This is a genomic window from Stutzerimonas azotifigens, from assembly GCF_013522725.1.
Lineage (GTDB): Bacteria > Pseudomonadota > Gammaproteobacteria > Pseudomonadales > Pseudomonadaceae > Stutzerimonas > Stutzerimonas azotifigens_A.
In genome coordinates, this window is record NZ_JAAMRF010000003.1 from 302,441 (window position 1) to 327,959 (window position 25,519).

The following is a 25,519-nucleotide window of genomic DNA, read 5'->3' on the forward strand; positions in this document are numbered from 1 at the left end:
CTCAGCCGACCAGTGCCAGGCCCAGGCAGAGCACACCGAACGCACCCCATACGAACGAAAAGATAAGTGGGGTACGCAACGAGAACAGCAGTGTTCTCTTGTAGCGTTCCCCGCCGACCGGACTGTTTCCTTCGCCGAAAAGCGCCGACTCGTTATTGGGCAGCAGGCCTGCACGCCCTTCGATTTGCAGCAGTTCGGCCTGTTTCTGATGCCAGCGCTCGATCACCTCGAAATTGGAGCGGATGCCGGGCATCGCATGAAAGGATGTCAGCAGCCCCAGTACCGCGAGAATCGAAGGCACCACCAGACGGAAGAGCTCACCCCACTCGGGATTGCTGTTGGCCATCGACGAGGCGAAGGCGATCATCAAAAATGATTGGGAGGCGAGGTACGAGTTGGTCCGGTCCGCCAGCAACGACGATTCGAAGTGGATTTCCGAGCGGTAGAACAGCAGACGTTCCTTGGGCGAGTCGAATAGCTCGGCTCCCTGGGTATCCTGGTTCAGCAGCAACGAGCGCAGGTCGGTCATGGCGGCAGTTAGGCAAATGGCGATGCCTGTTGGGCGCCAGTGGGCAAGCCGAGTTCCCCATCTGCTGCCATCTCAGTGATTGAGCGAGCGCGGCAGTGTGCGCTATCGCGACGTATGCGAAGTGAAGGGTGAGGGTGACTCAGGGATCGGCGGTCTGCTGCGTAATCGTTCGCAATAGACGCCCCGATCCCTGATGCGCTGGCCGGTCGGCGCGTCAGCGTGAGGCGAGCAAGGCCCGGCCGCGGGCGACCGCGGCGCGAACCTGGGCTGGCGCAGTGCCGCCGATGTGGTCGCGGGCGTTGACCGAGCCTTCCAGGGTCAGCACGGCGAACACGTCTTCGCCGATCTGGTCGCTGAAGCGGCGCAGCTCATCCAGGCTCATTTCGGCCAGATCCTTGCCCGAGTCGACCCCGTACTTCACCGCATGGCCGACGATTTCGTGGCAGTCGCGGAACGGTAAGCCCTTGCGCACCAGGTAGTCGGCCAGGTCCGTCGCGGTCGAGAACCCGCGGCGGGCCGCTTCGCGCATGACCTCGCGCTTGGGCTTGATCGCCGGAACCATGTCGGCGAAGGCGCGCAGCGAGTCGCGCAGCGTATCGGCGGCGTCGAACAGCGGCTCTTTGTCTTCCTGGTTGTCCTTGTTGTAGGCCAGCGGTTGGCCCTTCATTAGGGTCAGCAGGCCGGTGAGTGCGCCGAACACGCGGCCGGTCTTGCCACGTACGAGCTCCGGCACGTCGGGGTTCTTCTTCTGCGGCATGATCGAGGAGCCGGTGCAGAAACGGTCGGGCAGGTCGATGAACTGGAACTGCGCGCTGGTCCAGAGCACCAGCTCTTCGGAGAAGCGCGACAGGTGCATCATGGCGAGCGACGCGGCGGCGCAGAATTCGATGGCGAAATCACGATCGGATACGCCGTCGAGGGAGTTACCGGAAACGGCTTCGAAACCGAGCAGCTCGCAGGTGATTTCCCGCTGGATCGGGTAGGTGGTGCCGGCCAGCGCGGCCGAGCCGAGCGGCATGCGGTTGACCCGCTTGCGGCAGTCGACCAGGCGTTCATGGTCACGCGAAAGCATCTCGAACCAGGCCAGCAGGTGATGGCCGAAGGTTACCGGTTGCGCGGTCTGCAGGTGGGTGAAGCCCGGCATGATGGTGTCGGCTTCGGCCTCGGCAAGGCCGAGCAGGCCTTCCTGCAGACGGGTGAGCTCGGCGAGGATCAGGTCGATCTCGTCGCGCAGCCAGAGGCGGATGTCGGTGGCCACCTGGTCGTTGCGCGAGCGGCCGGTGTGCAGCTTCTTGCCGGTCACGCCGATGCGATCGGTCAGGCGCGCCTCGATGTTCATGTGCACGTCTTCGAGATCGACACGCCAATCGAACTGGCCGGCTTCGATTTCGGCCTGGATTTCCTTGAGCCCCGCCTCGATGGCGTCGCGCTCTTCGGCGGTCAGTACGCCTGCTTTCGCCAGCATGGTGGCGTGGGCGATCGAGCCCATGATGTCGTGGCGGTAGAGGCGCTTGTCGAACTCGACGGAGGCGGTGAAACGGGCGACGAAGGCGTCGACGGGCTCGCTGAAACGGCCGCCCCAGGACTGGTTGGTCTTGTCGTTGCTCATGAATGCGCTCGCTGAAATCTCGGGACCGGAAGAGGGGCCAGATCATAACAGGGAAGGGCGCGCTGCCGGATGCGGGGCTTCGCTCGGTTTTGCCGCGGCGCACACGTTCGCGCCGAGCTCGCCTCGCTAGACTCGCCCGCACGGCGTAGCCAGCCGCCTTTTCCATCCTCGCGGCCGATTGCTTTTGCAGGGCCGCCACGCGGAAACTCTGCGCATGCGAATGTCCTGGTTCAAACGGGCGAAACCGCCCGCCCCCTCCGATGATTTCTTCGTGCCGGAGCTATGCCAGTCGGAGGCATTGCTCGCGCTGGTGCTGCTCGCCGAGCTGCTGGTGCTGGTCTTGGTGCTCGCCGAGCCGATGCAGCCCGGCTTCAATTGGGTGCGCCTGGCGCTGACCTCGCTCTTCGTGCAATGGATCGTGCTGTTGTCGGCGGGCATGCTCTGCCAGCTGCGTCCGTTGCTGGCTCGACTGAGCGCCTCCCTGGCCGGCGTGCTGTGCTGCGTGCTGGTGGTCGGGCTGACGCTGGCCTGCACCGCCGTGGCCGATATCTACCAGCTCGGCGGCCCACTGCAGCGTGCAGGGGAGGTCAACCTGTACCTGCGCCACGCGCTCATCAGCCTGATCATGTCGGGACTGCTGCTGCGCTATTTCTATCTGCAAAGCCAGTGGCGGCGACAGGAGCAGGCCGAGCTGCGGGCGCGAATCGAATCGCTGCAGGCGCGGATCCGCCCGCATTTCCTGTTCAACAGCCTCAACAGCATCGCCAGCCTGGTGCCGGTCGATGCGCAGAAGGCCGAGCAGGCGGTGCTGGACCTCTCCGACCTGTTTCGCGCCAGCCTGGCCAAGCCGGGCACGCTGGTGCCCTGGCGCGACGAGCTGTTGCTGGCGCACCGTTACCTGTCGATCGAACAGTATCGGCTCGGCGAGCGCCTGCAGATGGATTGGCAGATCGACGAGGTGCCGGAGGATCTGCCGATCCCGCAACTGACGCTGCAGCCGCTGCTGGAAAATGCCCTGATCTACGGAATCCAGCCGCGCATCGAAGGCGGTCTGGTCTGCGTCGAAGCCCATTACCGCGACGGAGAATTTTTCCTGCGGGTCAGCAATCCCTACGACGAAGCCGCTCAAGTGCAGCCCTCACGCGGCACCAATCAAGGCCTGCACAACATCGATGCACGTTTAGCGGCACTTTTCGGGCCGCGCGCGAGTCTCAGCGTGGAGCGGCGTAACGGCCGCCACTACACCTGTCTACGCTATCCTTGTGCGAGACAAAAGCAGGAACCCAGAGCTATATGAATGTCCTGATTGTCGATGACGAACCTCTAGCGCGCGAGCGCCTCAGCCGACTGGTAGGTGATCTCGACGGCTATCGAGTACTGGAGCCAGCCGCGAGCAATGGCGAGGAGGCTCTGGCCCTGATCGATGACCTGCGGCCCGATGTCGTATTGCTCGACATCCGGATGCCCGGTCTCGATGGTCTGCAGGTAGCCGCGAAACTCTGCGAACGAGATGCCCCGCCTGCGGTGATTTTCTGCACTGCCCATGATGAATTCGCGCTCGAAGCCTTCCAGGTCAGCGCCGTTGGGTATCTGGTAAAGCCGGTGCGCCAGGAAAACCTGGCCGAGGCCTTGCGCAAGGCCGAGCGACCCAACCGCGTCCAGCTCGCGGCCCTGACCCGGCCGGCCGCGGTGAGTGGGGCCGGTGCCCGCAGCCACATCAGCGCCCGGACCCGCAAGGGCATCGAGCTGATCCCGCTGGAGCAGGTCATCTACTTCATCGCCGACCACAAGTACGTCACCCTGCGCCATGAGGGCGGCGAGGTGCTGCTGGATGAACCGCTCAAGGCGCTCGAAGACGAGTTCGGCGATCGCTTCGTGCGCATCCACCGCAACGCACTGGTCTACCGCGATCGCATCGAGCGCCTGCAGCGCACGCCGCTGGGACATTTCCAGCTGTTCCTCAAGGGACTCGAAGGCGAGGCGCTGACGGTCAGCCGACGCCACGTCGCCGGGGTGCGCAAGTTGATGCAGAATCTCTGAGAAGCGGCCTGAAGCGTGAAGTGAAAGTGGAAGGAGCCTGACGGCGCTTCGGCGTCAGTCCGTCCTCTGATTCGCTTCCAGCTGCCTTCCTTGATCCCGGCCAGCCCAGCCCGCGCTTTGAGCCTGTTATCATCGCCTGCAGTTCATCTTCTCTGGAATTGCACATGCTCCGCGAAATCCGCATCGCCACACGCAAGAGCGCGTTGGCTCTCTGGCAGGCCGAATACGTCAAGGCCCGCCTGGAACAGGCGCACCCCGGCCTGAGCGTCAGCCTGGTGCCGATGGTCAGTCGCGGCGACAAGCTGCTCGATGCGCCGCTAGCGAAAATCGGCGGCAAGGGCCTGTTCGTCAAAGAGCTGGAAACGGCGTTGCTGGAGAACGAAGCCGACATCGCCGTGCACTCCATGAAGGACGTGCCGATGGAATTTCCCGAGGGCCTGGGCCTGTATTGCATCTGCGAGCGCGAAGACCCACGCGACGCCTTCGTCTCCAACACATACGAGAACCTCGACGCGCTGCCGGCCGGCAGTGTGGTGGGCACCTCCAGCCTGCGTCGCCAGGCGCAGCTGCTGGCGCGGCGCCCTGACCTGAAAATCCAGTTCCTTCGCGGCAACGTCAATACGCGCCTGGCCAAGCTCGACGCTGGCGAATACAACGCCATCATCCTGGCCGCCGCCGGCCTGATTCGCCTGGGCTTTGCCGACCGCATCCGCTCGAGCATGAGCGTCGAAGACAGCCTGCCGGCGGGCGGACAGGGCGCAGTCGGCATCGAGTGCCGCACCGCCGACCATGAAATCCACGCGCTGCTCGGTCCGTTGCACCATGCCGCCACCGAATGGCGGGTGCTGGCCGAGCGGGCATTGAACCGCCACCTCAACGGCGGCTGCCAGGTGCCGATCGCCTGTTATGCGATTCTCGAAGGTGACCAGCTCTGGCTGCGTGGCCTGGTTGGCCAGCCTGACGGCAGCCTGCTGCTGCGTGCCGAAGACCGTGCTCCGGTGACCGAGGCGCAGGCATTGGGCGTGCGGGTGGCCGATGCGCTGCTGGCCCAGGGCGCCGAAGGCATCCTGAGCGCCATCTACGGCGAGGCCGACGACGCGTGACCGGTTGGCGGCTGCTGCTGACCCGTCCCGCCGACGAGTGTGCGGCGCTGGCTGCCACGCTTGTCGGGCATGGAATCCACAGCGCCAGTCTGCCGTTGCTGCAGATCGAACCGCTGCCCGAGACCCCGGAACAGCGCAGCCTCATTCTCGAACTCGACCGTTACGCCGCGGTGGTGGTGGTCAGCAAGCCTGCGGCAAGGTTGGGGCTGGCGCTGATCGATCGCTACTGGCCACAACCTCCCTTCGACCAGCACTGGTTCAGCGTCGGCGCGGCCACCGGTGCGCTGCTCGAGGACTATGGGCTGCGGGTCAGCTGGCCGGCGTCGAGCGATGACAGCGAAGCCTTGCTGGCATTGCCCGAACTTGCGGTGGCGCTCTCGCGGCCTGCGCCCCGGGTGTTGATCCTGCGCGGTGAAGGCGGCCGTGAGCTGATCACGCAGACGCTGCGCGAGCGCGGCGTGCAGGTCGATAGCCTGGAGCTTTATCGCCGTAGCCTGCCCGAGTACGCGCCTGGAACACTCGCCGGGCAGCTTGAGGCGGAACGCCTGAACGGCGTGGTGGTCAGCAGTGGGCAGGGCCTGCAATCGTTGCACGACATTGCAGGTGCCCGCTGGCCGCTGACGCAGCCACTGTTCGTGCCCAGCCCGCGGGTCGCCTCGATGGCGCGCGAGCTGGGCGTCAAAGACGTCGTCGATTGCCGTGGCGCCAGTGCCGCGGCCCTGCTGGCGGCGTTGCGGGACAACCCCGTGCCGGCCGCTCCCTGATGCAAAGGATGGAAACGTGAGCGAAGCAGATCAGAAAGACCCGCAGAAACCCGAATCCGGTGAGCCGATTCCGCCAGCAACGGCAGCTCCTGCAAAGCCAACTCCGACAAAACCGGCCGGACCGACGCCGAACGCCGGCCGATCGTCCAGTGCCATCGCTTCGCTGGCTTTGCTGATTGGCCTGGTCGGCGCTGCGGTTGGTGGCTACAGCTTCTGGCAGCTCCAGCAATACAGTCAGCAGCAGGAGCAGCAGGAGCAGCAGCTGGGCGAATTGCAGCAGTCAGCGCAGCAGACCCGGCGTCTGGCCGAGCGTGAAGGTGAGCTCGATTCGCGTTTGCAGCGGCTCGAGCGTCTGCCCTCCGCCGACGAGCTGGAAGAGCGCCGACGCCTGCTGAGCAATCTGCAGCGCGACCAGCAGCGCCTGTCCGGTCGGGTCGAGCAGGTCCTGGGTGCCAGCCGTGAAGAATGGCGTCTGGCCGAGGCCGAACACCTGTTGCGGATGGCCATGCTGCGCCTGTCGGCGATGCAGGATGTGAACAGCGCCGAGGCGCTGCTGGAGGAGTCGGACATTATCCTGCGCGAGCAGAACGATCCGGCGGCCTATGGCGCGCGCCAGCAATTGCTCGAAGGGCTCGAAGCCTTGCGCAGCCTGCCCGAGCTCGATCGCACCGGACTCTTCCTGCAGCTTGGCGCGCTGCGTGGGCAAAGCGCACAGCTGAGCGCGCTTGCGCCCGAATTCGAGGTGGGCAGCGAGATTGCGGTCGGTGCCGATGCGCCGCGCTGGCGGCAATGGCTCGACGAGCTGACCCGTTACGTGCGCATCGATCTGGATGCCGAAAACGACGTCAAGCCGCTGCTGGCTGGACAGAGCCTCGGCCAGGTGCGTCTGGCGCTGTCGCTGGCCATCGAGCAGGCGCAATGGGCAGTGCTCAACGGCAATACCGAGGTCTATCGGCAATCGCTCGAGCAGGCGCGCTCGATGCTTCAGGACCACTTCAGCGAGGACAACGGCCAGGCCCGTGGGCTGCGTGAACGCATCGAGGCGCTGCGTGATCGTCAGGTCGCGGTCGAGCTGCCGGACCTGGCACCCGCCCTGAAGGCGCTGCAGGGCTATATCCGCAAGCGCGAGACGCCCTCGCTCGAAGGCGAAGCCGACCAGGCTCGGCAGCCGGCTGAGCAGGTCGATGGCGAGGGCCAGGGACTATGAAACGCTCCGCGCTGGTCTTGCTGCTGATACTGGTCTGCCTAGGCGCGCTCGGCTGGGCCGTCAGCCAGAGCGCCGGTTATGTGCTGATCACCTACGATCGCTTCCGTTACGAATCGACCTTCTGGATATTCCTCGCGCTGCTGGCTTGCCTGTGGTTGTTGGCGGTGCTGGTGCACTGGTTGCTGGGCCTGCTGTACGTGTCGGGCACGCTGGTCAATCCCTGGTCGCGCCGACATCGCGAGCGGCGGGTCGAGCGGGCCTCGCAGAAGGGGCTGCGCGAGCTCGCCGAAGGTCAATGGGGCCCCGCGCTCGAGCATCTGCGCGCTGCCGCCGGGCATGACCGCAAGCCGCTCGTGCATTACCTGGGCGCCGCCCGCGCGGCCAACGAGCTCGGTGACTACGCGCAAAGCGACGAATTGCTGCGCGAGGCTCGGGAGCGCGAGCCCGATGCCGCATTGGCCGTTGGTCTGACCCAGGCGCAGTTGCAGATCGCCCGGGGCGATTACGTGCAGGCGCGCGAGTCGCTGGCGCTGTTGCGCGAACAGAAGCCTCGTCATCCGCAGGTGCTGATCCTACTTCAGCAGCTGTACGTGCAGCTCGAAGAGTGGTCGGCGCTCTGCCGCCTGCTGCCCGAACTGCGCAAGCACAAGGTGCTGCCTGCCGAACGCCTCGACGAGCTGGAACGTCTGGCCTGGGCAGCTGCGCTCGAGCAGGCCGGTCAGCCCTCGCTGGCGCAGGACGAGGCCCTGCAGACGCTCAACCAGCAATGGCAAACGATGCCCAACGCTCTGCGCGCCGAGCCGGCGCTGGTCGAAGTCTATGCTGCCGGTCTTGCGCGGCTGGGGGCCGAGGAAAAGGCCGAGGAGACATTGCTGGCGGCCATCCGGAAACGCTTCGACTCCCGCCTGGTGGAACTCTACGGACAGGTCAGAGGCCGTGACGGGGCGCGTCAGCTGGCCCAGGCCGAGGGCTGGCTGAAGGATCATCCCGAAGATGCCGTACTGCTGCTCACCCTGGGACGTCTGAGCGCGCGCAACGAATTGTGGGGCAAGGCGCGCGACTATCTGGAAGCGAGTTTGCGTTTCGAATTCCGGCCGCAGACGTGCGCCGAACTCGCTCGCCTGCTCGCCCGTTTGGGCGAGGTGGAGCGCAGCAATCAACTGTTCCAGCAGGGGCTCGGCATCGTCGAGCGAAATTTGCCTGCCACTGTGCAGGCACCTCGCTAGGGGAAACATCAGGGTTGCCGACGGCATCCCCGGCGGCGAAACAGCAGCGGCTGCAAGGCCCTGCAACAATGCGGAGCGCTTTTTCGTCGGCCTTGGGTTGATGCACTGATCGGGTCGGCATAGTCTGCCCAGGTACGACGGAAAACCGCCATTCGCGCACATCCTGTCCCCAAGCCATCACCGAATGACAAAAAAACGTCTCGGAATAAGGCGCAAAGCATTAACGATTAGGGAAGTGAGGTCATCATGCTCGAGAGCTGTCGGAACGCCCAGGAACGCTGGGGTGGTGTGCATATGCTGATCGATCGCTGGCTGCAAGAGCGTCATCAGCTGATCCAGGCGCATGATGAGTTGCTCGGAAACGCCGAGGCTGTGACACGGCAGATGCTGCAGAGGTATTGCGAAATTCTGGTGGACTACGTCTCAGCCGGTCATTTCGAGATCTACGAGCAGTTGCTCAACGAAGCCGAAGCCTTCGGCGACAAGCGCGGCCTGGAGCTGGCCAAGCAGATCTATCCGCGGATCGAGGCGATCACCGAGGTTGCGTTGGCTTTCAACGATCGTTGCGAAACCGGCGACTGCCACGACAGCCCCGGCCTCTCTTCGGAGATCACGCGCCTCGGCCAGCTGCTGCACGAGCGCTTCGAGCTCGAGGACTGCCTGATCGAAGTCCTGCACACGGCCCACAAGCAGCCAGCCGCCACCGCCTGATCCTCAGGCCTTCAAAGTCACGCCGCGCGGGTGCCTCCAGGCAACCGCGTCAGGTGCCGGCCAGGCGTGCTGAATCATCCGTTCGTGGTGTTGGCGCCCCGTCGGAGGGGCGTCTAGTATGGCTCCAACCCATACGCCAGGAGGCGCCGAGATGCCCGCTAAGAAAAAGGCCGTCACCACCCCGCTGCACCTGTTGCAACAGCTGTCCAGCAGCCTGATCGAACACCTCGATAAAGCCTGCCAGCAGGCGCTGGCGGACGCCGAGGCAACGCTGGCCAAGCTCGAGAAGCAACGCGGCAAGGCCGACGAGAAGCTCTACAAGGCGCGGGCCAAGCTCGACGAGGCGACCAGCGCCGGCAAGGGCAAGGCGCTAGGCAAGTCGAAGGCGGCGGTTGCCGAACTCGAAACGCTGGCGGTCACGCTGCAGACCCGCCAGGGCGAAACCCTCTCCTATATCGCCGAGCTCAAGCGCGATGCCGAGCAGAGCCTGAAGCTGGCGGAAGGTATCAGGCAGGTCGGTGAAGCGGCCGGAAAAGCGATCGAGGCGAACCGGACACCGGCCAAGTCTGCGCCGGCAGCCAAGGCGCCCGCGAGCCGCGCAGCTGCCTCGGCCAAAACGCCGGCAAGCGCCGCCAGCAAGGCCAGAAAATCGACCACCGCCGCCAAACCCTCTGCTGCCAAAGCTGCACCCAAACCGGCCGCTACGGCAGCCCGCCGCACCGGCAACGGCAAGGCGGCTCCGGGCAATGGCGCCGTCAAGCCCGCCGCAGCTGCCCGCACACCGGCGACAAGCCGTTCGCCCGCCAAACCCGCTACGCGCAAGCCTGCCGCCAAGAAGCCCGCCGCCGCGCCTCAGCCTGCCGAAGGCTGAGTCTGCCTGGCGGCCGTGCGTAGTAGCTGCGTCTGGTCTGGATAACCCTCGCCGAGCAGGGCCTCGAGCCACGGCTCGGCGTCTGTTTGCGCTGCCCAGTCGGCCGTGGCGTCCTGTAGACGGCCGAGCAGCAGGCGTTCCGCTGCCAATTCCAGGCGTTTGAGTTCAGTGCGCAGCGCTTCGAGCGGCGGATCGGTCAGGCCTGGTTCCTTCCAGCGCTGGCGTGTCGAGCGCAAGGGCTCGATCGCCAGCGCCTGCCAGTGGCCGGCCAGCTCCCTGAGCGCGGCGAGGCGTTCAGGTGTGCAGGCTACCCGGCGCGCCTCCAGCCAGGTTCCAGCCAGCAGCAGGCAGACGTCGGCACCATGGCTCTGTAGCGTCAGGCACGCGCTTTCGACGCCGGGGCGGGCATAGCAGTCCAGGGAGAAGGACCACAGGTCAGGTGCGTTCATGGATTTTTTTATCGTCTTCCGGTGGGTGGCAAGGGCGAGCTGATAAACTCCGCGGCCATTATGATCCGACTTCAAGACCTCACTCTACAACGCGGACCCCAGCGACTTCTGGATGGCGCCGAACTGACCCTTCATGCCGGCCAGAAGGTCGGTCTGATCGGCGCCAACGGCGCCGGCAAATCTTCATTGTTCGCCCTGCTGCGCGGCGAGCTCATGGCCGACGCCGGCGACTGCTACCTGCCCGCCGACTGGCGTATCGCCCACATGCGCCAGGAGATCGATACCCTCGACCGGCTGGCGGTGGACTACGTGCTCGACGGCGATGTGCGCCTTCGCCAGGTGCAGCATGAGCTGCAACTCGCCGAGGCGGCGCATGACGGCGACGCACTGGCGCGCCTGCACAGCGAGCTCGACAGCGCCGACGGCTACAGCGCCGACGCGCGCGCGCGCAAGCTGCTGGCCGGGCTGGGCTTTGCCAGCGAGCAGATGGACCGCCCGGTATCCTCGTTTTCCGGTGGCTGGCGGATGCGCCTGAATCTTGCTCAGACGCTGATGTGCCCGTCGGACCTGATGCTGCTCGACGAGCCGACCAACCACCTGGATCTCGATGCCATCCTCTGGCTGGAGGACTGGCTCAAGGGCTATCCGGGCACGTTGATGCTGATCTCCCACGACCGCGATTTTCTCGATGCGGTGGTCGACCACGTCGCCCATCTGGAACAGTGCAAGCTGACGCTTTATCGCGGCGGCTATTCTGCCTTCGAGCGAGCCCGCGCCGAGCGCCTCGCTCAGCAACAGCAGGCCTACGAAAAGCAACAGGCGCAGCGTGCGCACATGGAAAGCTTCATCCGTCGCTTCAAGGCGCAGGCGACCAAGGCACGCCAGGCGCAGAGCCGGATCAAGGCGCTCGAACGCCTCGAGGAGCTGGCGCCTGCCCATGTCGATTCACCCTTCGACTTCCGCTTTCGCGAAGCGCAGAAAATATCGAGCCCCTTGCTCGATCTGTCCGAAGCGCGCCTCGGCTATGGCGAGAAGGCGGTGTTGGAAAAGGTCAAGCTGCAGCTCGTACCGGGCGCGCGCATCGGGCTGCTCGGTCCCAACGGCGCGGGCAAATCGACGTTGATCAAGACCCTTGCCGATGAGTTGCAGCCGCTCGCCGGCCGCTTGCAGCGCGGCGAGAACCTCGCCATCGGCTACTTCGCGCAGCACCAGCTCGACTCGCTGGATGCCAAGGCCAGCCCTCTACTGCATCTGCAGCGCATCGCCCCCGGCGAGCGCGAACAAACCCTGCGCGACTTCCTCGGTGGCTTCGATTTTCGTGGCGATCGCTGCGATGAGCCGGTAGTGAATTTCTCCGGCGGTGAAAAGGCCCGGTTGGCGCTGGCGCTGATCGCCTGGGAACGACCCAACCTGTTGTTGCTCGATGAGCCGACCAACCACCTCGACCTGGAGATGCGCCTGGCTCTGACCATGGCACTGCAGGATTTCGGTGGCGCGGTGGTGGTGGTTTCCCACGACCGCCATCTGCTCAAGAGCACCACCGACGAATTCCTGCTGGTCGCCGAGGGGCGTATCCGTGAATTCGAGGGTGATCTGGACGATTACGCGCGCTGGTTGGTGGACTTCAGGGCGCGCCAGCAGCCGTTGTCGACCCCGGAAGCGGCTGGTGACAAGACGGACAAGCGCGGGCAGCGCCAGGCCGCCGCCGCGTTGCGCCAACAGCTCGCGCCGCACAAGCGCCAGGCCGAGAAGCTGGAAAAGGAACTCGGCGCGGTCCAGGAGAAGCTCGCCGCTCTCGAAACCCGGCTGGGTGACGCGGGGATTTACGAGCAGGCGCGCAAGGACGAGTTGCGCGAGCGGCTGGCCGAGCAGGCCGCGCTCAAGGTCCGCGAGGGTGAGCTGGAAGAGGCCTGGCTGGAAGCGCTGGAAACGCTCGAGGCTCTGCAAGCGCAACTGGAGGCCGCCTCATGAGCGACGAGCATTGGGTACTGCTGATGCATAAGTGGAGCGAGCCGCTGCTGCTCGGCGGACAGGTATTGCTGATACTGCTGCTGGCCTACCTGCTGCAACGTCTGGTGGCTCGCGCCCTGGCGCGTCTCGCCGAGCGCTACCGGCTGCCATCGGAGCTACTGCTGCCAATGCGCGTGGGCGCTCGCTGGTTCATCATGGGCGGCGCGCTGATCATGGTGCTCGAGCGCTTCGGTGTGTCCGCCACGGTCATGTGGACGGCCTTCTCGGGTTTCGTCGCCGTGGCTGCGGTGGCGTTCTTCGCCATCTGGAGCGTGCTCTCGAACCTGTTCTGCGCAGTGCTGATCCTGCTGGTCGGGCCGTTTCGTCTGGGCGATGTGGTGGAGGTCATCGATAGTGCCGACAAGCCGGGCGTCAAGGGTCGGGTGACGGACATCAATATGCTCTACACCACGCTTGAAGAAACCAATGAGCAGGGTGAAACTGCCGTCGTACAGGTTCCCAACAGCCTGTTCTTCCAAAAAGCCGTGCGGCGCTGGCGCGGTACCGAACTTTCAGCGTTCAACCCCCACACCACAGTCAAGAAGTGACCCCCACGCACTGACCCAGATCCGGTAGCCGAACGGCGGCTACCGCGTCGGCTCAGGCAGTCATTTCTCCGGAGGGCATCTCATGGCACTGCATACCTGGCTCGGCTTTCTCGTTGCCTGCTGGATCATCAGCCTGTCGCCCGGCGCTGGGGCCATCGCCTCGATGTCCAGCGGCCTGCAGTACGGTTTCTGGCGCGGTTACTGGAACGCCATCGGCTTGCAGCTAGGCCTGGCGCTGCAGATCGCTATCGTCGCCGCCGGCGTTGGTGCGGTGCTCGCCACCTCGGCCCTGGCGTTCAGCCTGATCAAGTGGTTCGGCGTGGTCTATCTGGTCTGGCTGGCGGTCAAGCAGTGGCAGGCGGTACCGGCCGAGTTGCTCGACAGCGATGCGCCGCGCCCGATTGGTCGGCCGCTGAGCCTGGTGATGCGAGGATTTCTGGTCAACGCCAGCAATCCCAAGGCGGTGGTGTTCATGCTCGCGGTGCTGCCGCAGTTCATCGATCCGCAGCGGCCGCTGCTCGAGCAGTACCTGGTGATTGGCGTCACCATGGTGGTTGTCGACCTGATCGTCATGGCCGGCTACACCGGGCTGGCGGCGCGTGTGCTGCGGATGTTGCGCACGCCGCGTCAACAGCGGCTGATGAACCGAACCTTCGCCTCGTTGTTCGTTGGCGCGGCGGCGTTATTGGCCACGGTACGTCGCGCCGTGGCGTGAGTTTTACGCTGCGAAACATTTTGTAGCAAAGTCTTGTTCGGACGCACCGGACGGCTGACAATGGAATGCCATTCATTCTCACTTGGATGCGCCATGCCTCGCCGTCTGGCCCGATTTCCCTGGCTTGTTTTGCCGTTTCTCGCGCTCTTCAGCGCCTGTGTTCTTGCCGATTCGCCGGAGGGCGCCGCGCAGGCCCTGCAGCTGCTCGGCCAAATCGGTATGAATTACCCGGCCAGCGTCGCTGCGGGCGTGGTGGTCGACGAACCTCGTTATCGCGACCAGCTCGAACTCACTGCCCAATTGCAGGCTCTGGTCCTGGCGTTGCCGGTGCGTGATCAGAGTCCTTCCCTAGAACAGGACGCGCGGCAGTTGCACGAGGCCATCGCCCAGCGGCGGCCGGGCGATCAGGTCGAACGTCAGGCGCACACGCTCGCCGAGCGCCTGGCCGAGCGCTACGAGATTTCTCGCAGTCCCGCGATCAGGCCCGATCCGGCGCGTGGCGAGCCACTCTATGCGCAGCAGTGTGCGGTTTGCCACGGTGACCTTGGCCACGGTGACGGCCCGGCGGGCCTAGGCCTGGAGCCGGCGCCCTCGAACCTTGCCGATCGTGCGCGTCTGGATCGGCAGAGCCTTTTCGACCTGTTCAACACGATCGGGTTGGGTATCGACGGCAGCGACATGCCCGGATTTGCCGACCAACTCGACGAGCGTCAGCGCTGGGACCTGGCGACCTACATCGCCCACTTCACCGCCGAGCCGTCGCTCGGCACCGGTGCCCCGTTCGAGCTCTCATCCCTGGCCGTCCAGACTCCCGCGCAGATCGAGCGCTCCGAGGGTGTCGAGGCGGCCGAGCGATTTCGCGCCCAGCGGGCGCAGCCGCCAGCGGTGAAGCGCGGGCCGCAGCAGCTGCTCGACTACACCCGGCAGACGCTGGACAAGAGCCTGCAAGCCTACCGCGGCGGGGATCATGAGCAGGCCTACGACCTCTCCGTCGCCGCTTACCTCGAAGGCTTCGAACTGGTGGAGAGCGCTCTGGACAACCTCGACAGCGGCCTGCGCAAGCGTACCGAGCGTGCGCTGATGGCTTTTCGGCAGAGCCTGCTCAACGGAATCACCCCCGATCAGGCCGCCGCGGAGCTCGCTGCGCTGCAGCCGATGCTCGCCGAATGCGCCGATCTCTTGGGCGGGGACGATCTCAACGCTTCGCTGAGTTTCCTCTCGGCGCTGCTGATCCTCTTGCGCGAAGGCGTCGAGGCGATCCTGGTGCTTGCCGCGATCCTGGCGTTCCTGCGCAATACCGGGCAGCAGGCGGCGCTGCGCAGCGTGCACATCGGCTGGGGGCTGGCCGTATTGGCGGGTATCGCGACGTGGGCTGCGGCGGCCTATCTGATCGATGTCAGCGGCGCCCAGCGCGAGCTGATGGAGGGTGTCACGGCGCTGTTCGCCAGCGCCGTGCTGCTCTGGGTCGGCGTGTGGATGCACGATCGACGACACGTCGCGGCCTGGCAGTCGACCTTGCAGGCGCAGCTCGAGGGTGGCCGTGGGCGCTTCGGTTTCGCGATGCTGGCGTTCTTCGCGGTGTATCGCGAGCTGTTCGAGGTGATCCTGTTCTACGAGACCCTCTGGCTGCAGGCCGGGCCGGCAGGGCACGCCTGGGTGATTGGTGGTGCCGTTGCGGCGCTGGTACTGCTGGTCGGCCTTGCCTGGGTCATCCTGCGCGGCGCGCAGAAGCTGCCGTTATCGACCTTCTTCAGCGCCAACGCCATCCTCCTGTGCGTGCTGTCGGTGGTGTTCGCCGGCCACGGCGTGGTGGCGCTGCAGGAGGCCGGCGTGTTCGCCACTCGTCCGGTGCCGTTCTTCGAAGTCGACCTGCTGGGCATTCATCCCGATGCCTGGTCACTGCTAGCGCAGGGCATTGCGCTGACCGGTGTCGCGGTACTCTATGGGCGTAGTTGGCTCATTCAGAAACGGGCCGCCAGCGCGGCGGCCTGAACACGAGGTTCGATGCATGCGGGTCTGGATCGATGCGGACGCCTGCCCCCGGGGGGCACGCGATCAGGTGGTGAAGTTTGCCTTGAAGCGCGGTTTCGAGGTGGTAATGGTTGCCGGACAGAGCCAGGCCAAGCCTGCTTTCGCCTGCGTGCGGCTGATCGTGGTGCCCAGCGGTCCTGATGCCGCGGATGATTACCTGGTGGAGCATGCCGTGCCCGGCGAACTGGTGATCTGCAGCGATGTGCCGCTGGCCGATCGCCTGGTCAAGAAGGGTGTGGCTGCGCTCGACCCGCGGGGGCGCGAGTTCGACGAGCGCAACATGGGCGAGCGCCTGGCGGTGCGCAACCTGTTCACCGACCTGCGCGAGCAAGGGCAGGTCGGAGGAGGCCAGGCGGCCTATGGCGAGCGTGACCGCCAGGCCTTCGCCAATGCGCTGGACCGGTTGCTTACACGCCTGGCACGTGAGCAGCCGGCTCGCTGAGTGGCGCAGGCGTGCGCTGTGCCAGCCAGTCGATCAGCGCGGGCAGCGGCAGCGGTCGGCTGAACAGGTAGCCCTGGATCATGTCGCAGCCGTTTTCCTGTAGGTAGCTCAGCTGCACCTGATCCTCCACACCTTCGGCGACGACTTTGAGCTGCAGCTTGTGCGCCATGGCGATGATCGCGGCAGTGATGGCCCGGTCGCTGTTCTGCTCGTTCAGCTCGATGATGAAGGAGCGGTCGATCTTCAGGGTGTCCACCGGCAGTTTGCGCAGGTAGGCCAGCGAGGAATAGCCGCTGCCGAAATCGTCGATGGAAATCATGATGCCCTGCGCGCGGATCGCGTTGAGGATCTCCACGGCCGAGTTAAGGTTGTTCATCAGGGCGTTCTCGGTGACTTCCAGCGTGAGCCTCGAAGGCTCCAGCCCGACCTCGGCGAGAACGGCCGCAATCCCGTGGGGCAGCGCCGCGTTGGACAGATTGAGCGCCGAGCAGTTGACCGCCACCCGCAGCCAGTCGTAGCCGATCCGGTTCAGGTGACGCAGGTCGGCGCAGGCGCGCCGACCCACCCAGGCGTCGAGCTCGCTGACGAAACCGTGCTGCTCGGCCAGCGAGACGAAGCGGTCCGGGCTTATCGGGCCGTGCTGCGGATGGTTCCAGCGTGCCAGCGCTTCCAGGCTCAGCACACGGCCGTTGCGGGCATCGACGATGGGCTGGTAATGGACTTCGAGCAGGCCTTCGTTCAGGGCGCGGCGAAGGTCCTGTTCCAGCGAAAGGTCTTCCCGGGCACGCAGCATCAGCGCCGGATCGAAGCGCAGGCTGCGGTTGCGCCCGCTCGCCTTGCATTGCCCGACCGCCAGCCCGGCGTGCTTGAACAGCTCGTCGAAACTCGTCCCATCCAGAGGGTGATGGCTGATGCCGATGCTGGCGGTCAGCTGCAGCTGCGCGCCGGCCAGTGCGAAGGGTGGGCGTAGCTGCTCCAGAATCCGCACCGCCAGCTGTTCGGCCTGCGCCGGGCTGTCGAGCAGCGCGAGAATGCAGAATTCGTCTCCGGAGAAACGGGCCAGCACGTCCTTGGGGCCGAGCACGCCACGGATGCGCTGGGCCACCTGTTGCAGTGCCAGGTCGCCGGCCCGGTGGCCGAGGCTGTCATTGATGCGCTTGAAGTTGTCGAGGTCGATGACCAGCACCGACAGGCCCTGATGCGGTTGCTGCTGGGCGGCCAGCACCTGGGTCACCATCTGGGTGAAGGCGCGGCCGTTGAACAGGTTGGTCAGCGGGTCGTAGTGGGTGATCGCGTTGAGCTGGCTCTCGACCAGGTCGAGCACCTGGCGCTGTTCCGCGTAGCGGCGTTCGGCCCAGCTCGCGGCGATTCCGGCGGCGATGATCAGCAGCGCCACCACCGCGATGGCCATGCCCAGGCTGTCCTGGGAGTGGGAGCCGGCATGGTTGAAGGGAGGCAGCAGCTGGCCGGCGGGCACCGCCAGCGTCATCGCGTGCATGCCGGTGAAGTGCATCGAGACGATGGCCAGGCCCATTACCAGGCTGCACAGCACCCGCTGCAGTTGCAGATGACTGCCGCGCTTGCCACGGAAGTGGAACGCCAGGACCAGGGCCGCGAGCGAGGCGCCGATGGCGATCAGCACCGAGAGCGTGAACGTCAGTGGGTCGTAGTAGGCGGTGGCGATCGAACGTATCGCCGCCATGCCGCTGTAATGCATGGAGGCGATGCCTATGCCAGCGGCGACGGCAGCCAGCAGGTATTGCGACGGTGTCAGCCGTTCGCGGCTGAGCAGTCGCATTACCACATAGGACACCGCCACGGCGATCAGCAGCGAGGCCAGCGTGATGCGGTGGTCGTAGGCGATCTCGATCGGCGCCTTGAACGCCAACATGGCGACGAAGTGCATCGACCAGATGCCGCCGCCCAGCGCGAGGGCGCCGATCCAGCGCCAGACCTCGCGGCCACGACCGCTGACGCTATGGCCGACCTGGTCGGCCATGGCCAGGGCGGTGAAGGCGGCGGCGCTGGCGATCAGGTAGGCGAGTACCACCAGGGAAGGGGAATGGCTGCTATCGAGCAGGGCGACATGTCCGGGCGGCATGTCGGATAGAAACTGCAATGGAACCATGGGGTGGCACTCGTGGGGCAGGCGTTCTGCCTGTTGCGTGTGGCGATTCTCGCCCATGTGGGCGTGGCTGGCCTGCAATATTTATCGGCCGCTCAGCCGCAAAGATAAGTGCCGGTGCCGACGGCTACCAGTACCCCGTCCTCGTTGTGCAGCTCGGAGCGCACCACCGCCACCTTGTTGCCTGAACGCAGCAGCGCCGCGCTGGCACTGAAGCGCTGGCCGCGGCCAGGGCGCAGGTAATCGATGCGCAAATCGATGGTGCCCAGGCGCGACAGCCTGGCCATGCGCTCCTCGGTGCTCAGGTGCTGGTGTTTTTCGAACGCACCGACCAGCGCCATGGCGCCGCCGACCACGTCGAGCAAGGAGGCGATCACGCCGCCATGAAGAATGCCCTGGACGAAGTTGCCGATCAGTTCGGGCTTCATCGGAAGATGCATCACGACGCGCTCGCTGGACACTTCGTCGAGCTCGATGCCCAGGCTGCGGTTGAACGGGATGCGCTCGAAGAGGCTGCGCACTGCGAGGCGTTGCTCGTCGGAGAGGATGAACGGAGCGCTGGTCATGGGAATATCCGCAGGCGTATCGGAAAGCCTGCACGCTGACGCAACGGCCTCCGCTTGACCAGCCGGGAGGCAGGAGCGGCGCGGCGATTGGCATGATCGCCCTGAAAGCGCCGGCTGGGCGGCCGGCGCGCTGCGGCTCAGGCCTCGGCGGTCATCTCCAGCACGCGGTCGACCAGCTTGTAGATACCCGAGGCGGCATCGCTGATCGACTGGGCGAGCATATAGGCCGGCGTGGTGACCAGCTTGCGCTCGCTGTCCTCGATGATGTCGGTCACCTCGCAGGCTTTGTGCTCGGCGCCCATTTCGCGCACGGCCGCGGCGGCCGGGTCGTCGTCGTGGCCCAGGGTGCAGACCACGCCCGGCCCGAAGATCTGAACCGCCATGGCCGGTGCGATGCAGATCAGGCCCACCGGCTTGCCGGCCTTGGCGAAAGCCTGCGCCACCGACAGGACGTCGGGCAGTACGCTGCAGGCGGCACCGTTCTTGGCGAAATCGGAGAGGTTCTTGGCAGCGCCGAAGCCTCCGGGCACGATCAGCGCGTCGAAGTCATCGGCGTTGGCCTCGCGCAGGTCCTTGATGTCGCCCCGCGCCAGACGCGCGGCCTCGACCAGCACATTGCGCGTCTCGGGCATTTCTTCGCCCGTCAGGTGGTTGACCACGTGCATCTGCGCGATGTTGGGGGCGAAGCACTGCACCTGCGCGCCGCGCTGGTCCAGGCGCAACAGGGTGGCCACGCTCTCGTAGATTTCCGAACCGTCATACACACCACACCCGGAAAGAATCACAGCGACTTTTTTATTCATGCGGGTACTCCTCAGCGAAAGGGGCCTACGGCCATGTCGGCGATGCTAATGCCTGGCGACCGCTCAGGTAAGCCCAATGATGCCCTGACCTTTGGAGTCGCGCAGCGGGCCGGTGTTCAGCCGTCGCCGCGCTCGGCTGCGCTTTTCCGTCGCCGGGCAGGGATCGCAAAGCACTGGCAGAGCCCGGCCAGGCTGGCCACAATGGGCCGGCTTGCTGATCGCAGCTGACCTGACTGTCATCTATTGGTCATCTGTGCGGCCTATAACTGTCATATTCGCCCGTTCTGCGGGCCTGGAGTCTGTCGTGAGTATCGTTGCCGCCAACCGGATGTTTCCCGCCACTCGCCTGCGTCGCAATCGCCGTGACGAGTTCTCTCGTCGTCTGGTGCGGGAAAACGTACTGACCGTCGACGATCTGATCCTGCCGGTGTTCGTCCTCGACGGCGAGAACCGCCGCGAGCCGGTGCCGTCGATGCCGGGCGTGGAGCGGCTGTCGATCGACTTGCTGCTCGAAGAGGCCGAGGAACTGGTGGCGCTGGGCATTCCCGCCCTCGCGCTGTTCCCGGTCACTCCGCTGGAGAAGAAATCCCTCGATGCGGCCGAGGCCTGGAATCCCGAGGGCATCGCCCAGCGTGCCACCCGCGCCTTGCGCGCGCGCTTCCCGGAGCTCGGCGTGATCACCGATGTGGCCCTCGACCCTTTCACCACCCACGGGCAGGACGGCATTCTCGACGAGCACGGTTACGTGCAGAACGACGTGACCGTCGATGCGCTGGTCAAGCAGGCACTTTCCCATGCCGAGGCCGGTGCCCAGGTGGTCGCGCCTTCGGACATGATGGACGGCCGCATCCAGGCGATTCGCGAGGCGCTCGAGCTGGCCGATCACAGCAACGTCAGGATCATGGCCTATTCGGCCAAGTACGCCAGCGCCTACTACGGGCCGTTCCGCGATGCGGTGGGCTCGGCGGCGAACCTCGGCAAGAGCAACAAAAACACCTACCAGATGGACCCGGCCAATGGCGACGAGGCGCTGCACGAGGTTGCAGCAGATCTGTCAGAAGGCGCTGATATGGTCATGGTGAAACCTGGGATGCCGTACCTGGACATCCTCTGGCGTGTAAAAGATGCCTATCGCGTGCCGACATTCGTCTATCAGGTCAGCGGCGAATATGCGATGCACATGGCGGCGATCCAGAACGGCTGGCTCAGCGAGGCGGTGATCCTCGAATCGCTGACGGCCTTCAAGCGTGGCGGGGCCGATGGCATCCTCACTTACTTCGCCAAGCAGGCGGCACAACAATTGAGACAGGGCCACTAAGCCCTCCGAGGCGAGACGATGACGAACGAAGGACTCAGCGAAGCCGAACTGCGCGAAACCACGCCACCGGACCTGGAGGCGCCGGCCGCCGTGTCGGCGATCGAGGCCGAACCGGTGCTCGAGGCCCCGCCGCCGGCACCTGCGCCGGTCCCCGGGGTGGATGACAGCAGCCTGTACATCCATCGCGAGCTGTCGCAGCTGCAGTTCAACATCCGCGTGCTCGAGCAGGCGCTCGACGAGTCCTATCCGTTGCTCGAGCGGCTCAAGTTCCTGCTGATCTTCTCCAGCAACCTCGACGAGTTCTTCGAGATCCGGGTCGCCGGGCTGAAAAAGCAGATCAACTTCGCCCGCGAGCAGGCCGGCGCCGACGGCCTGCAGCCGCATCAGGCGCTGGCGCGCATCTCCGAACTGGTCCACGAGCAGGTCGACCGGCAGTACGCGATCCTCAACGACGTGGTGTTCCCGGCGCTGGCCAAGCACCAGATCAGCTTCATCCGGCGCCGCCACTGGACCACCAAGCACAAGGCCTGGGTGCGTCGTTTCTTTCGCGACGAAATCGCGCCGATCATCACCCCCATCGGCCTCGATCCGACGCATCCCTTCCCGTTGCTGGTCAACAAGAGCCTGAACTTCATCGTCGAGCTCGAGGGCATCGACGCCTTCGGCCGCGACTCGGGTCTGGCGATCATTCCAGCGCCGCGATTGCTGCCGCGGGTGATCCGTGTGCCCGAGGATGTCGGCGGGCCGGGGGCGAACTACATCTTCCTCTCCTCGATGATCCACGCCCACGCCGACGACCTGTTCCACGGCATGAAGGTCAAGGGCTGCTACCAGTTCCGCCTGACCCGCAACGCCGACCTCTCGGTGGACACCGAAGACGTCGAAGACCTGGCGCGCGCGCTGCGCGGCGAGCTGTTCTCGCGCCGCTACGGCGATGCGGTGCGCCTGGAAGTCGCCGACACCTGCCCCAAGCACCTGTCGGACTTTCTGCTCAAGCAGTTCAACCTCAACGAGAGCGAGCTGTATCAGGTCAACGGTCCGGTCAACCTCACCCGCCTGTTCAGCATCACCGGGCTGGACAGCCACCCGGAGCTGCAATATGCGCCGTTCACCCCGGCGATCCCCAGGCTGCTTCAGAACAGCCAGAACATCTTCAACGTGGTTGGCAAGCAGGACATCCTCCTGCTGCATCCCTTCGAGTCGTTCACCCCGGTGGTCGATCTGCTGCGCGAGGCGGCCAAGGATCCCTGCGTGCTGGCCGTCAAGCAGACGCTGTACCGCTCAGGGGCCAACTCGGAGATCGTCGACGCGCTGGTCGAAGCCGCGCGCAACGGCAAGGAGGTGACCGCGGTCATCGAGCTGCGAGCGCGTTTCGACGAGGAATCCAACCTGCAGCTGGCCAGCCGCCTGCAGGCCGCCGGTGCGGTGGTGATCTACGGCGTTGTGGGCTACAAGACCCACGCCAAGATGATGCTGATCCTGCGGCGCGAGAACGGCGAGCTGCGCCGCTACGCCCATCTCGGCACCGGCAACTACCACGCCGGCAATGCGCGGCTGTACACCGACTACAGCCTGCTGACTTCGGACGATGCGCTCTGCGAAGACGTCTCCAAACTGTTCAGCCAACTGATCGGCATGGGCAAGACCATGCGCATGAAGAAGCTGCTGCACGCGCCCTTCACGCTGAAGAAGACCCTGCTGGACATGATCGCCCGGGAGACCCAGCACGCCAGCGAAGGCAAGGCCGCGCACATCATGGCCAAGATTAACTCGCTGACCGATCCGAAGATCATCCGCGCGCTCTACAAGGCCAGCCAGGCCGGGGTGCGCATCGATCTGGTGGTGCGCGGCATGTGCTGTCTGCGCCCCGGAATCGCCGGCGTCTCGCACAACATCTACGTGCGCTCGATCATTGGCCGTTTCCTCGAGCACAGCCGGGTGTTCTATTTCCTCAACGACGGGGACGAGAAGCTCTATCTCTCGAGTGCCGATTGGATGGAGCGCAACCTCGACCGGCGCGTGGAGACCTGCTTCCCGGTCGAAGGCAAGAAGCTGGTCACGCGGGTCAAGCGCGAGCTGGAAACCTATCTGAGCGACAATACCCAGAGCTGGGTGCTGCAGCCCGACGGCAGCTACGTGCGCAACAGCCCGAGCGGCAATGCCAATCCGCGGGTCGCCCAGGCGACCTTGCTGGACAGGCTCACGACGCCGGTGGTCAGCGCACGCTGATCAGCGCAGGGCAGGCCCTCAGCGAATGCTGAGGGTGAAGTCGATGCGTTTGAGCCACTCCGCTTCCTGGACGAAGTCGGCTTGGGTCAGCGGGTTGCTGGCCAGCCAGCCCTCTGGAAAAGCGATGTCCAGGCTGTTGTCGCTGGCACTCAGCAGACAGGTCGGCGCCTGCTGCGGCCCGCGGATGTGGTGGAAGAGAATCGCGAAACGCAGCAGCACGCACAGGCGGGTGAGCTGGGTGCCCTCGCTGGTGAGCTCCTCGAATTTCTGCTTGGGGATGTTGCGGCGATGGCCGCGCACCAGCAGCGCCAGCATTTGCTGGTCCTGACGCGAGAAGCCTGGCAGATCCGAATGCTCGATCAGGTAGGCGCCGTGCTTGTGGTAGTGATAGTGGGCGATGTCCAGGCCGACTTCATGCACTCGCGCGGCCCAGGCGAGCAATTCGCGGTGCCATTCCTGATCGAGGCCCCAGGCTTCGGCGACCTGATCGAAGGCTTCGAGCGCCTTGGCTTCGACGCGCGCGGCCTGTTCGGTGTCGACGTGATAGCGCTCCATCAGTGAGCCAAGGGTACGCTCGCGAACATCCTCGTGGTGGTGGCGCCCCACCAGGTCGTAGAGCACGCCTTCGCGCAGCGCGCCTTCGGAGTGCGTCATGCGGGTCAGTTCGAGCGCGTCGAACACCGCCTCGAGGATCGCCAGGCCCGCCGGGAAGATGCTGCGGCGGTCCGGCTTGACCCCGTCAAGATCGATGCGTTCGACCTCGCCGAGCTTGATCAGTCGGCGCTTGAGCCAGGCCAGGCCTTCGGCATTGACTTCTCCGTTGCCATGGCCGCCCCCCTTGATCGCCAGGCCCACGGCGCGAATGGTGCCCGAGGCGCCCACCGCCTCCTGCCAGCCGAGGCGGCGCAGGCCGTGCTCGATGCCCATCAGTTCCAGGCGCGCCGCGGTATAGGCCTGGGCGTAGCGCGCCGCGGTGATCTTGCCGTCGCGGAAATAGCGCTGGGTGAAGCTGACGCAGCCCATCTGCAGGCTCTCGCGCAGCAGCGACTCGAAATCCTGGCCGATGATGAACTCGGTGCTGCCGCCGCCGATGTCGACCACCAGGCGCTTGCCCGCTGCGCCGGGAAACGTATGGGACACGCCCAGATAGATCAGTCGCGCTTCCTCGCGCCCGGAAATCACCTCGACCTGATGGCTCAGGATTTCCTCGGCTCGACGGATGAACTCCGCCCGGTTGCGCGCCTCGCGCAGGGCATTGGTGCCGACGATGCGGACCGCGCCATCTGGGAGATGATTGACCAGCTGGGCGAAGCGTCTCAGGCAATCCAGGCCGCGCTGCATCGCCTCTTCGGTGAGCTGGCGGTCTTCGGTGATACCGGCCGCCAATTGCACTTTTTCGCCGAGGCGCTCGAGAATCCGCATCTCGCCATTGCTCGTGCGGGCGAGCACCATGTGAAAACTGTTCGAGCCCAGATCGATGGCGGCGATCAGCGGCGAAGTCTCGGCGGGGGGTTGGAGCATGGAAAATTCTCGATGCAAAACGCGGACATCCTGACACGATAGGCGGCTCTCGCCAACGCGATCTGCCATCTTGTCGCAGCCCTCCACCGTCCAATTCGGCATGGTGAACTGGCCTTTCGATCCCTACGAAGCCGTCGCGTTCATTGATTTTTCACGCTTGACTCATTGGCAGGCTCAATGGCTTGCTGCTTCCGGTAGGGGAAAAGCCGGGCTATGATGGCCGACACTTTCTGGTTTCCGACCCCCGGAGAAAATCCATGAGCGAATACATCACCAAAGTCAGCGACAGCAGTTTCGAACAGGATGTTCTCCAGGCCGAAGGCCCCGTCCTTGTGGACTACTGGGCCGAATGGTGCGGCCCGTGCAAAATGATCGCCCCGGTTCTCGACGAGATCGCCAAGGACTATCAGGGCAAGCTGAAGGTGTGCAAGCTGAACATCGACGAGAATCAGGATACGCCGCCCAAGTATGGCGTACGCGGTATCCCGACCCTGATGCTGTTCAAGAACGGCAACGTCGAGGCGACCAAGGTTGGTGCATTGTCGAAGTCGCAGCTGGCGGCTTTCCTCGACAGCAACATCTGAGCCCGGCGGGCTCTACGCTCCACCAGAAAAGGCCCTGCGCGAAGCGGGGCTTTTTTTCACCGCATGGCTAGACGCTCCGGTTGCGCGGTGATAGATTCGGCACTGCGACGCTTCTTTC

Annotated in this window: 23 protein-coding genes; 16 read left to right on the plus strand and 7 right to left on the minus strand. The window is 65.2% G+C overall.

Going from position 1 to position 25,519, the window contains the following annotated elements; genetic code table 11:
* Window position 1: 1 nt before the first annotated feature.
* Together G7026_RS07295 and argH are read right to left on the minus strand one after the other, a co-directional pair.
* On the minus strand, window positions 2–529 hold the full coding sequence (locus G7026_RS07295; protein ID WP_181070091.1) for a hypothetical protein: 528 nt from the start codon (window positions 527–529) through the stop codon (window positions 2–4).
* A 214-nt stretch (window positions 530–743) separates the two neighbouring features.
* Window positions 744–2,138, minus strand: a complete 1,395-nt coding sequence (argH, locus tag G7026_RS07300; RefSeq protein ID WP_181070092.1) for an argininosuccinate lyase — start codon at window positions 2,136–2,138, stop codon at window positions 744–746.
* 214 nt (window positions 2,139–2,352) lie between these two features.
* Between argH and G7026_RS07305 the strand changes: the two genes are divergently transcribed.
* The 8 genes from G7026_RS07305 (at window position 2,353) to G7026_RS07340 (ending at window position 10,060) form a co-directional block, all read left to right on the plus strand.
* Window positions 2,353–3,435 (plus strand): sensor histidine kinase, encoded by a 1,083-nt coding sequence (locus G7026_RS07305; RefSeq protein ID WP_308811767.1) that lies wholly within the window; start codon window positions 2,353–2,355, stop codon window positions 3,433–3,435.
* The gene (locus tag G7026_RS07310) at window positions 3,432–4,178 is read left to right on the plus strand and encodes a LytR/AlgR family response regulator transcription factor (protein WP_181070093.1); all 747 of its coding nucleotides are present in this window, start codon (window positions 3,432–3,434) and stop codon (window positions 4,176–4,178) included. The genes G7026_RS07305 and G7026_RS07310 overlap by 4 nt, the downstream gene beginning before the upstream one ends.
* Window positions 4,179–4,342: 164 nt before the next feature.
* Window positions 4,343–5,281 (plus strand): hydroxymethylbilane synthase, encoded by a 939-nt coding sequence (gene hemC / locus G7026_RS07315; RefSeq protein ID WP_181070094.1) that lies wholly within the window; start codon window positions 4,343–4,345, stop codon window positions 5,279–5,281.
* Window positions 5,278–6,045, plus strand: a complete 768-nt coding sequence (locus tag G7026_RS07320) for a uroporphyrinogen-III synthase (RefSeq protein ID WP_181070095.1) — start codon at window positions 5,278–5,280, stop codon at window positions 6,043–6,045. Before hemC ends, G7026_RS07320 begins: the two co-directional genes overlap by 4 nt.
* Window positions 6,046–6,061: 16 nt before the next feature.
* On the plus strand, window positions 6,062–7,252 hold the full coding sequence (locus G7026_RS07325) for a uroporphyrinogen-III C-methyltransferase (RefSeq protein ID WP_181070096.1): 1,191 nt from the start codon (window positions 6,062–6,064) through the stop codon (window positions 7,250–7,252).
* Window positions 7,249–8,478 carry a heme biosynthesis HemY N-terminal domain-containing protein gene (locus G7026_RS07330; RefSeq protein WP_181070097.1) on the plus strand — a complete coding sequence of 410 codons (1,230 nt, stop codon included), beginning with the start codon at window positions 7,249–7,251 and terminating at the stop codon, window positions 8,476–8,478. Before G7026_RS07325 ends, G7026_RS07330 begins: the two co-directional genes overlap by 4 nt.
* Window positions 8,479–8,724: 246 nt before the next feature.
* On the plus strand, window positions 8,725–9,189 hold the full coding sequence (gene rsd, locus G7026_RS07335; protein ID WP_181070098.1) for a sigma D regulator: 465 nt from the start codon (window positions 8,725–8,727) through the stop codon (window positions 9,187–9,189).
* Window positions 9,190–9,340: 151 nt separating this feature from the next.
* Complete coding sequence (locus G7026_RS07340) at window positions 9,341–10,060, plus strand: AlgP family protein (RefSeq protein WP_181070099.1); 720 nt, start codon at window positions 9,341–9,343, stop codon at window positions 10,058–10,060.
* On the opposite strand, the gene G7026_RS07345 is transcribed toward G7026_RS07340, so the two are convergent.
* Entirely contained in the window at window positions 10,042–10,509 is a 468-nt protein-coding gene (locus G7026_RS07345; protein ID WP_181070100.1) for a TIGR02444 family protein, read from the minus strand. The genes G7026_RS07340 and G7026_RS07345 overlap by 19 nt on opposite strands.
* A gap of 60 nt (window positions 10,510–10,569) precedes the next feature.
* Between G7026_RS07345 and G7026_RS07350 the strand changes: the two genes are divergently transcribed.
* The 5 genes from G7026_RS07350 (at window position 10,570) to G7026_RS07370 (ending at window position 16,255) form a co-directional block, all read left to right on the plus strand.
* Window positions 10,570–12,480, plus strand: coding sequence for an ATP-binding cassette domain-containing protein (locus G7026_RS07350; protein WP_181070101.1), 1,911 nt, complete (start codon window positions 10,570–10,572; stop codon window positions 12,478–12,480).
* Window positions 12,477–13,067, plus strand: a complete 591-nt coding sequence (locus G7026_RS07355; protein WP_181070102.1) for a mechanosensitive ion channel family protein — start codon at window positions 12,477–12,479, stop codon at window positions 13,065–13,067. The genes G7026_RS07350 and G7026_RS07355 overlap by 4 nt, the downstream gene beginning before the upstream one ends.
* A gap of 82 nt (window positions 13,068–13,149) precedes the next feature.
* Window positions 13,150–13,782, plus strand: coding sequence for a homoserine/homoserine lactone efflux protein (gene rhtB, locus G7026_RS07360; RefSeq protein ID WP_181070103.1), 633 nt, complete (start codon window positions 13,150–13,152; stop codon window positions 13,780–13,782).
* 93 nt (window positions 13,783–13,875) lie between these two features.
* Window positions 13,876–15,774 (plus strand): FTR1 family protein, encoded by a 1,899-nt coding sequence (locus G7026_RS07365; protein ID WP_181070104.1) that lies wholly within the window; start codon window positions 13,876–13,878, stop codon window positions 15,772–15,774.
* A gap of 16 nt (window positions 15,775–15,790) precedes the next feature.
* Window positions 15,791–16,255 (plus strand): YaiI/YqxD family protein, encoded by a 465-nt coding sequence (locus G7026_RS07370; RefSeq protein WP_181070105.1) that lies wholly within the window; start codon window positions 15,791–15,793, stop codon window positions 16,253–16,255.
* Here G7026_RS07370 and G7026_RS07375 read toward each other — a convergent pair.
* The 3 genes from G7026_RS07375 to elbB all read right to left on the minus strand — a co-directional run bounded on the left by G7026_RS07375 (window position 16,221) and on the right by elbB (window position 19,749).
* A complete protein-coding gene (locus G7026_RS07375; RefSeq protein ID WP_181070106.1) occupies window positions 16,221–18,383 on the minus strand; it encodes a putative bifunctional diguanylate cyclase/phosphodiesterase in 2,163 nt (720 codons plus the stop codon). The genes G7026_RS07370 and G7026_RS07375 overlap by 35 nt on opposite strands.
* A gap of 92 nt (window positions 18,384–18,475) precedes the next feature.
* Window positions 18,476–18,946, minus strand: a complete 471-nt coding sequence (locus tag G7026_RS07380; RefSeq protein WP_181070107.1) for a thioesterase family protein — start codon at window positions 18,944–18,946, stop codon at window positions 18,476–18,478.
* 137 nt (window positions 18,947–19,083) lie between these two features.
* Entirely contained in the window at window positions 19,084–19,749 is a 666-nt protein-coding gene (elbB, locus tag G7026_RS07385) for an isoprenoid biosynthesis glyoxalase ElbB (protein WP_181070108.1), read from the minus strand.
* 304 nt (window positions 19,750–20,053) lie between these two features.
* Between elbB and hemB the strand changes: the two genes are divergently transcribed.
* A complete protein-coding gene (hemB, locus tag G7026_RS07390; protein WP_181070109.1) occupies window positions 20,054–21,067 on the plus strand; it encodes a porphobilinogen synthase in 1,014 nt (337 codons plus the stop codon).
* A gap of 18 nt (window positions 21,068–21,085) precedes the next feature.
* A complete protein-coding gene (gene ppk1 / locus G7026_RS07395; protein WP_181070110.1) occupies window positions 21,086–23,296 on the plus strand; it encodes a polyphosphate kinase 1 in 2,211 nt (736 codons plus the stop codon).
* A gap of 18 nt (window positions 23,297–23,314) precedes the next feature.
* Here ppk1 and ppx read toward each other — a convergent pair whose 3' ends face one another.
* Entirely contained in the window at window positions 23,315–24,817 is a 1,503-nt protein-coding gene (gene ppx / locus G7026_RS07400) for an exopolyphosphatase (protein WP_181070111.1), read from the minus strand.
* 257 nt (window positions 24,818–25,074) lie between these two features.
* Between ppx and trxA the strand changes: the two genes are divergently transcribed.
* Window positions 25,075–25,401 carry a thioredoxin TrxA gene (gene trxA / locus G7026_RS07405; RefSeq protein WP_181070112.1) on the plus strand — a complete coding sequence of 109 codons (327 nt, stop codon included), beginning with the start codon at window positions 25,075–25,077 and terminating at the stop codon, window positions 25,399–25,401.
* Window positions 25,402–25,519: the final 118 nt, after the last annotated feature.

Excerpts from the sequence above, each read along its gene's own strand:
- rsd (WP_181070098.1), top strand. The coding sequence starts at position 8,725 with ATGCTCGAGAGCTGTCGGAACGCCCAGGAACGCTGGGGTGGTGTGCAT.
- argH (WP_181070092.1), bottom strand. The coding sequence starts at position 2,138 with ATGAGCAACGACAAGACCAACCAGTCCTGGGGCGGCCGTTTCAGCGAG.
- G7026_RS07380 (WP_181070107.1), bottom strand. The coding sequence starts at position 18,946 with ATGACCAGCGCTCCGTTCATCCTCTCCGACGAGCAACGCCTCGCAGTG.
- G7026_RS07350 (WP_181070101.1), top strand. The coding sequence starts at position 10,570 with ATGATCCGACTTCAAGACCTCACTCTACAACGCGGACCCCAGCGACTT.
- G7026_RS07365 (WP_181070104.1), top strand. The coding sequence starts at position 13,876 with ATGCCTCGCCGTCTGGCCCGATTTCCCTGGCTTGTTTTGCCGTTTCTC.
- ppk1 (WP_181070110.1), top strand. The coding sequence starts at position 21,086 with ATGACGAACGAAGGACTCAGCGAAGCCGAACTGCGCGAAACCACGCCA.
- ppx (WP_181070111.1), bottom strand. The coding sequence starts at position 24,817 with ATGCTCCAACCCCCCGCCGAGACTTCGCCGCTGATCGCCGCCATCGAT.
- G7026_RS07340 (WP_181070099.1), top strand. The coding sequence starts at position 9,341 with ATGCCCGCTAAGAAAAAGGCCGTCACCACCCCGCTGCACCTGTTGCAA.
- rhtB (WP_181070103.1), top strand. The coding sequence starts at position 13,150 with ATGGCACTGCATACCTGGCTCGGCTTTCTCGTTGCCTGCTGGATCATC.
- G7026_RS07375 (WP_181070106.1), bottom strand. The coding sequence starts at position 18,383 with ATGGTTCCATTGCAGTTTCTATCCGACATGCCGCCCGGACATGTCGCC.
- G7026_RS07370 (WP_181070105.1), top strand. The coding sequence starts at position 15,791 with ATGCGGGTCTGGATCGATGCGGACGCCTGCCCCCGGGGGGCACGCGAT.
- G7026_RS07295 (WP_181070091.1), bottom strand. The coding sequence starts at position 529 with ATGACCGACCTGCGCTCGTTGCTGCTGAACCAGGATACCCAGGGAGCC.
- trxA (WP_181070112.1), top strand. The coding sequence starts at position 25,075 with ATGAGCGAATACATCACCAAAGTCAGCGACAGCAGTTTCGAACAGGAT.
- G7026_RS07345 (WP_181070100.1), bottom strand. The coding sequence starts at position 10,509 with ATGAACGCACCTGACCTGTGGTCCTTCTCCCTGGACTGCTATGCCCGC.
- elbB (WP_181070108.1), bottom strand. The coding sequence starts at position 19,749 with ATGAATAAAAAAGTCGCTGTGATTCTTTCCGGGTGTGGTGTGTATGAC.
- hemC (WP_181070094.1), top strand. The coding sequence starts at position 4,343 with ATGCTCCGCGAAATCCGCATCGCCACACGCAAGAGCGCGTTGGCTCTC.
- G7026_RS07305 (WP_308811767.1), top strand. The coding sequence starts at position 2,353 with ATGCGAATGTCCTGGTTCAAACGGGCGAAACCGCCCGCCCCCTCCGAT.
- G7026_RS07355 (WP_181070102.1), top strand. The coding sequence starts at position 12,477 with ATGAGCGACGAGCATTGGGTACTGCTGATGCATAAGTGGAGCGAGCCG.
- G7026_RS07330 (WP_181070097.1), top strand. The coding sequence starts at position 7,249 with ATGAAACGCTCCGCGCTGGTCTTGCTGCTGATACTGGTCTGCCTAGGC.
- G7026_RS07310 (WP_181070093.1), top strand. The coding sequence starts at position 3,432 with ATGAATGTCCTGATTGTCGATGACGAACCTCTAGCGCGCGAGCGCCTC.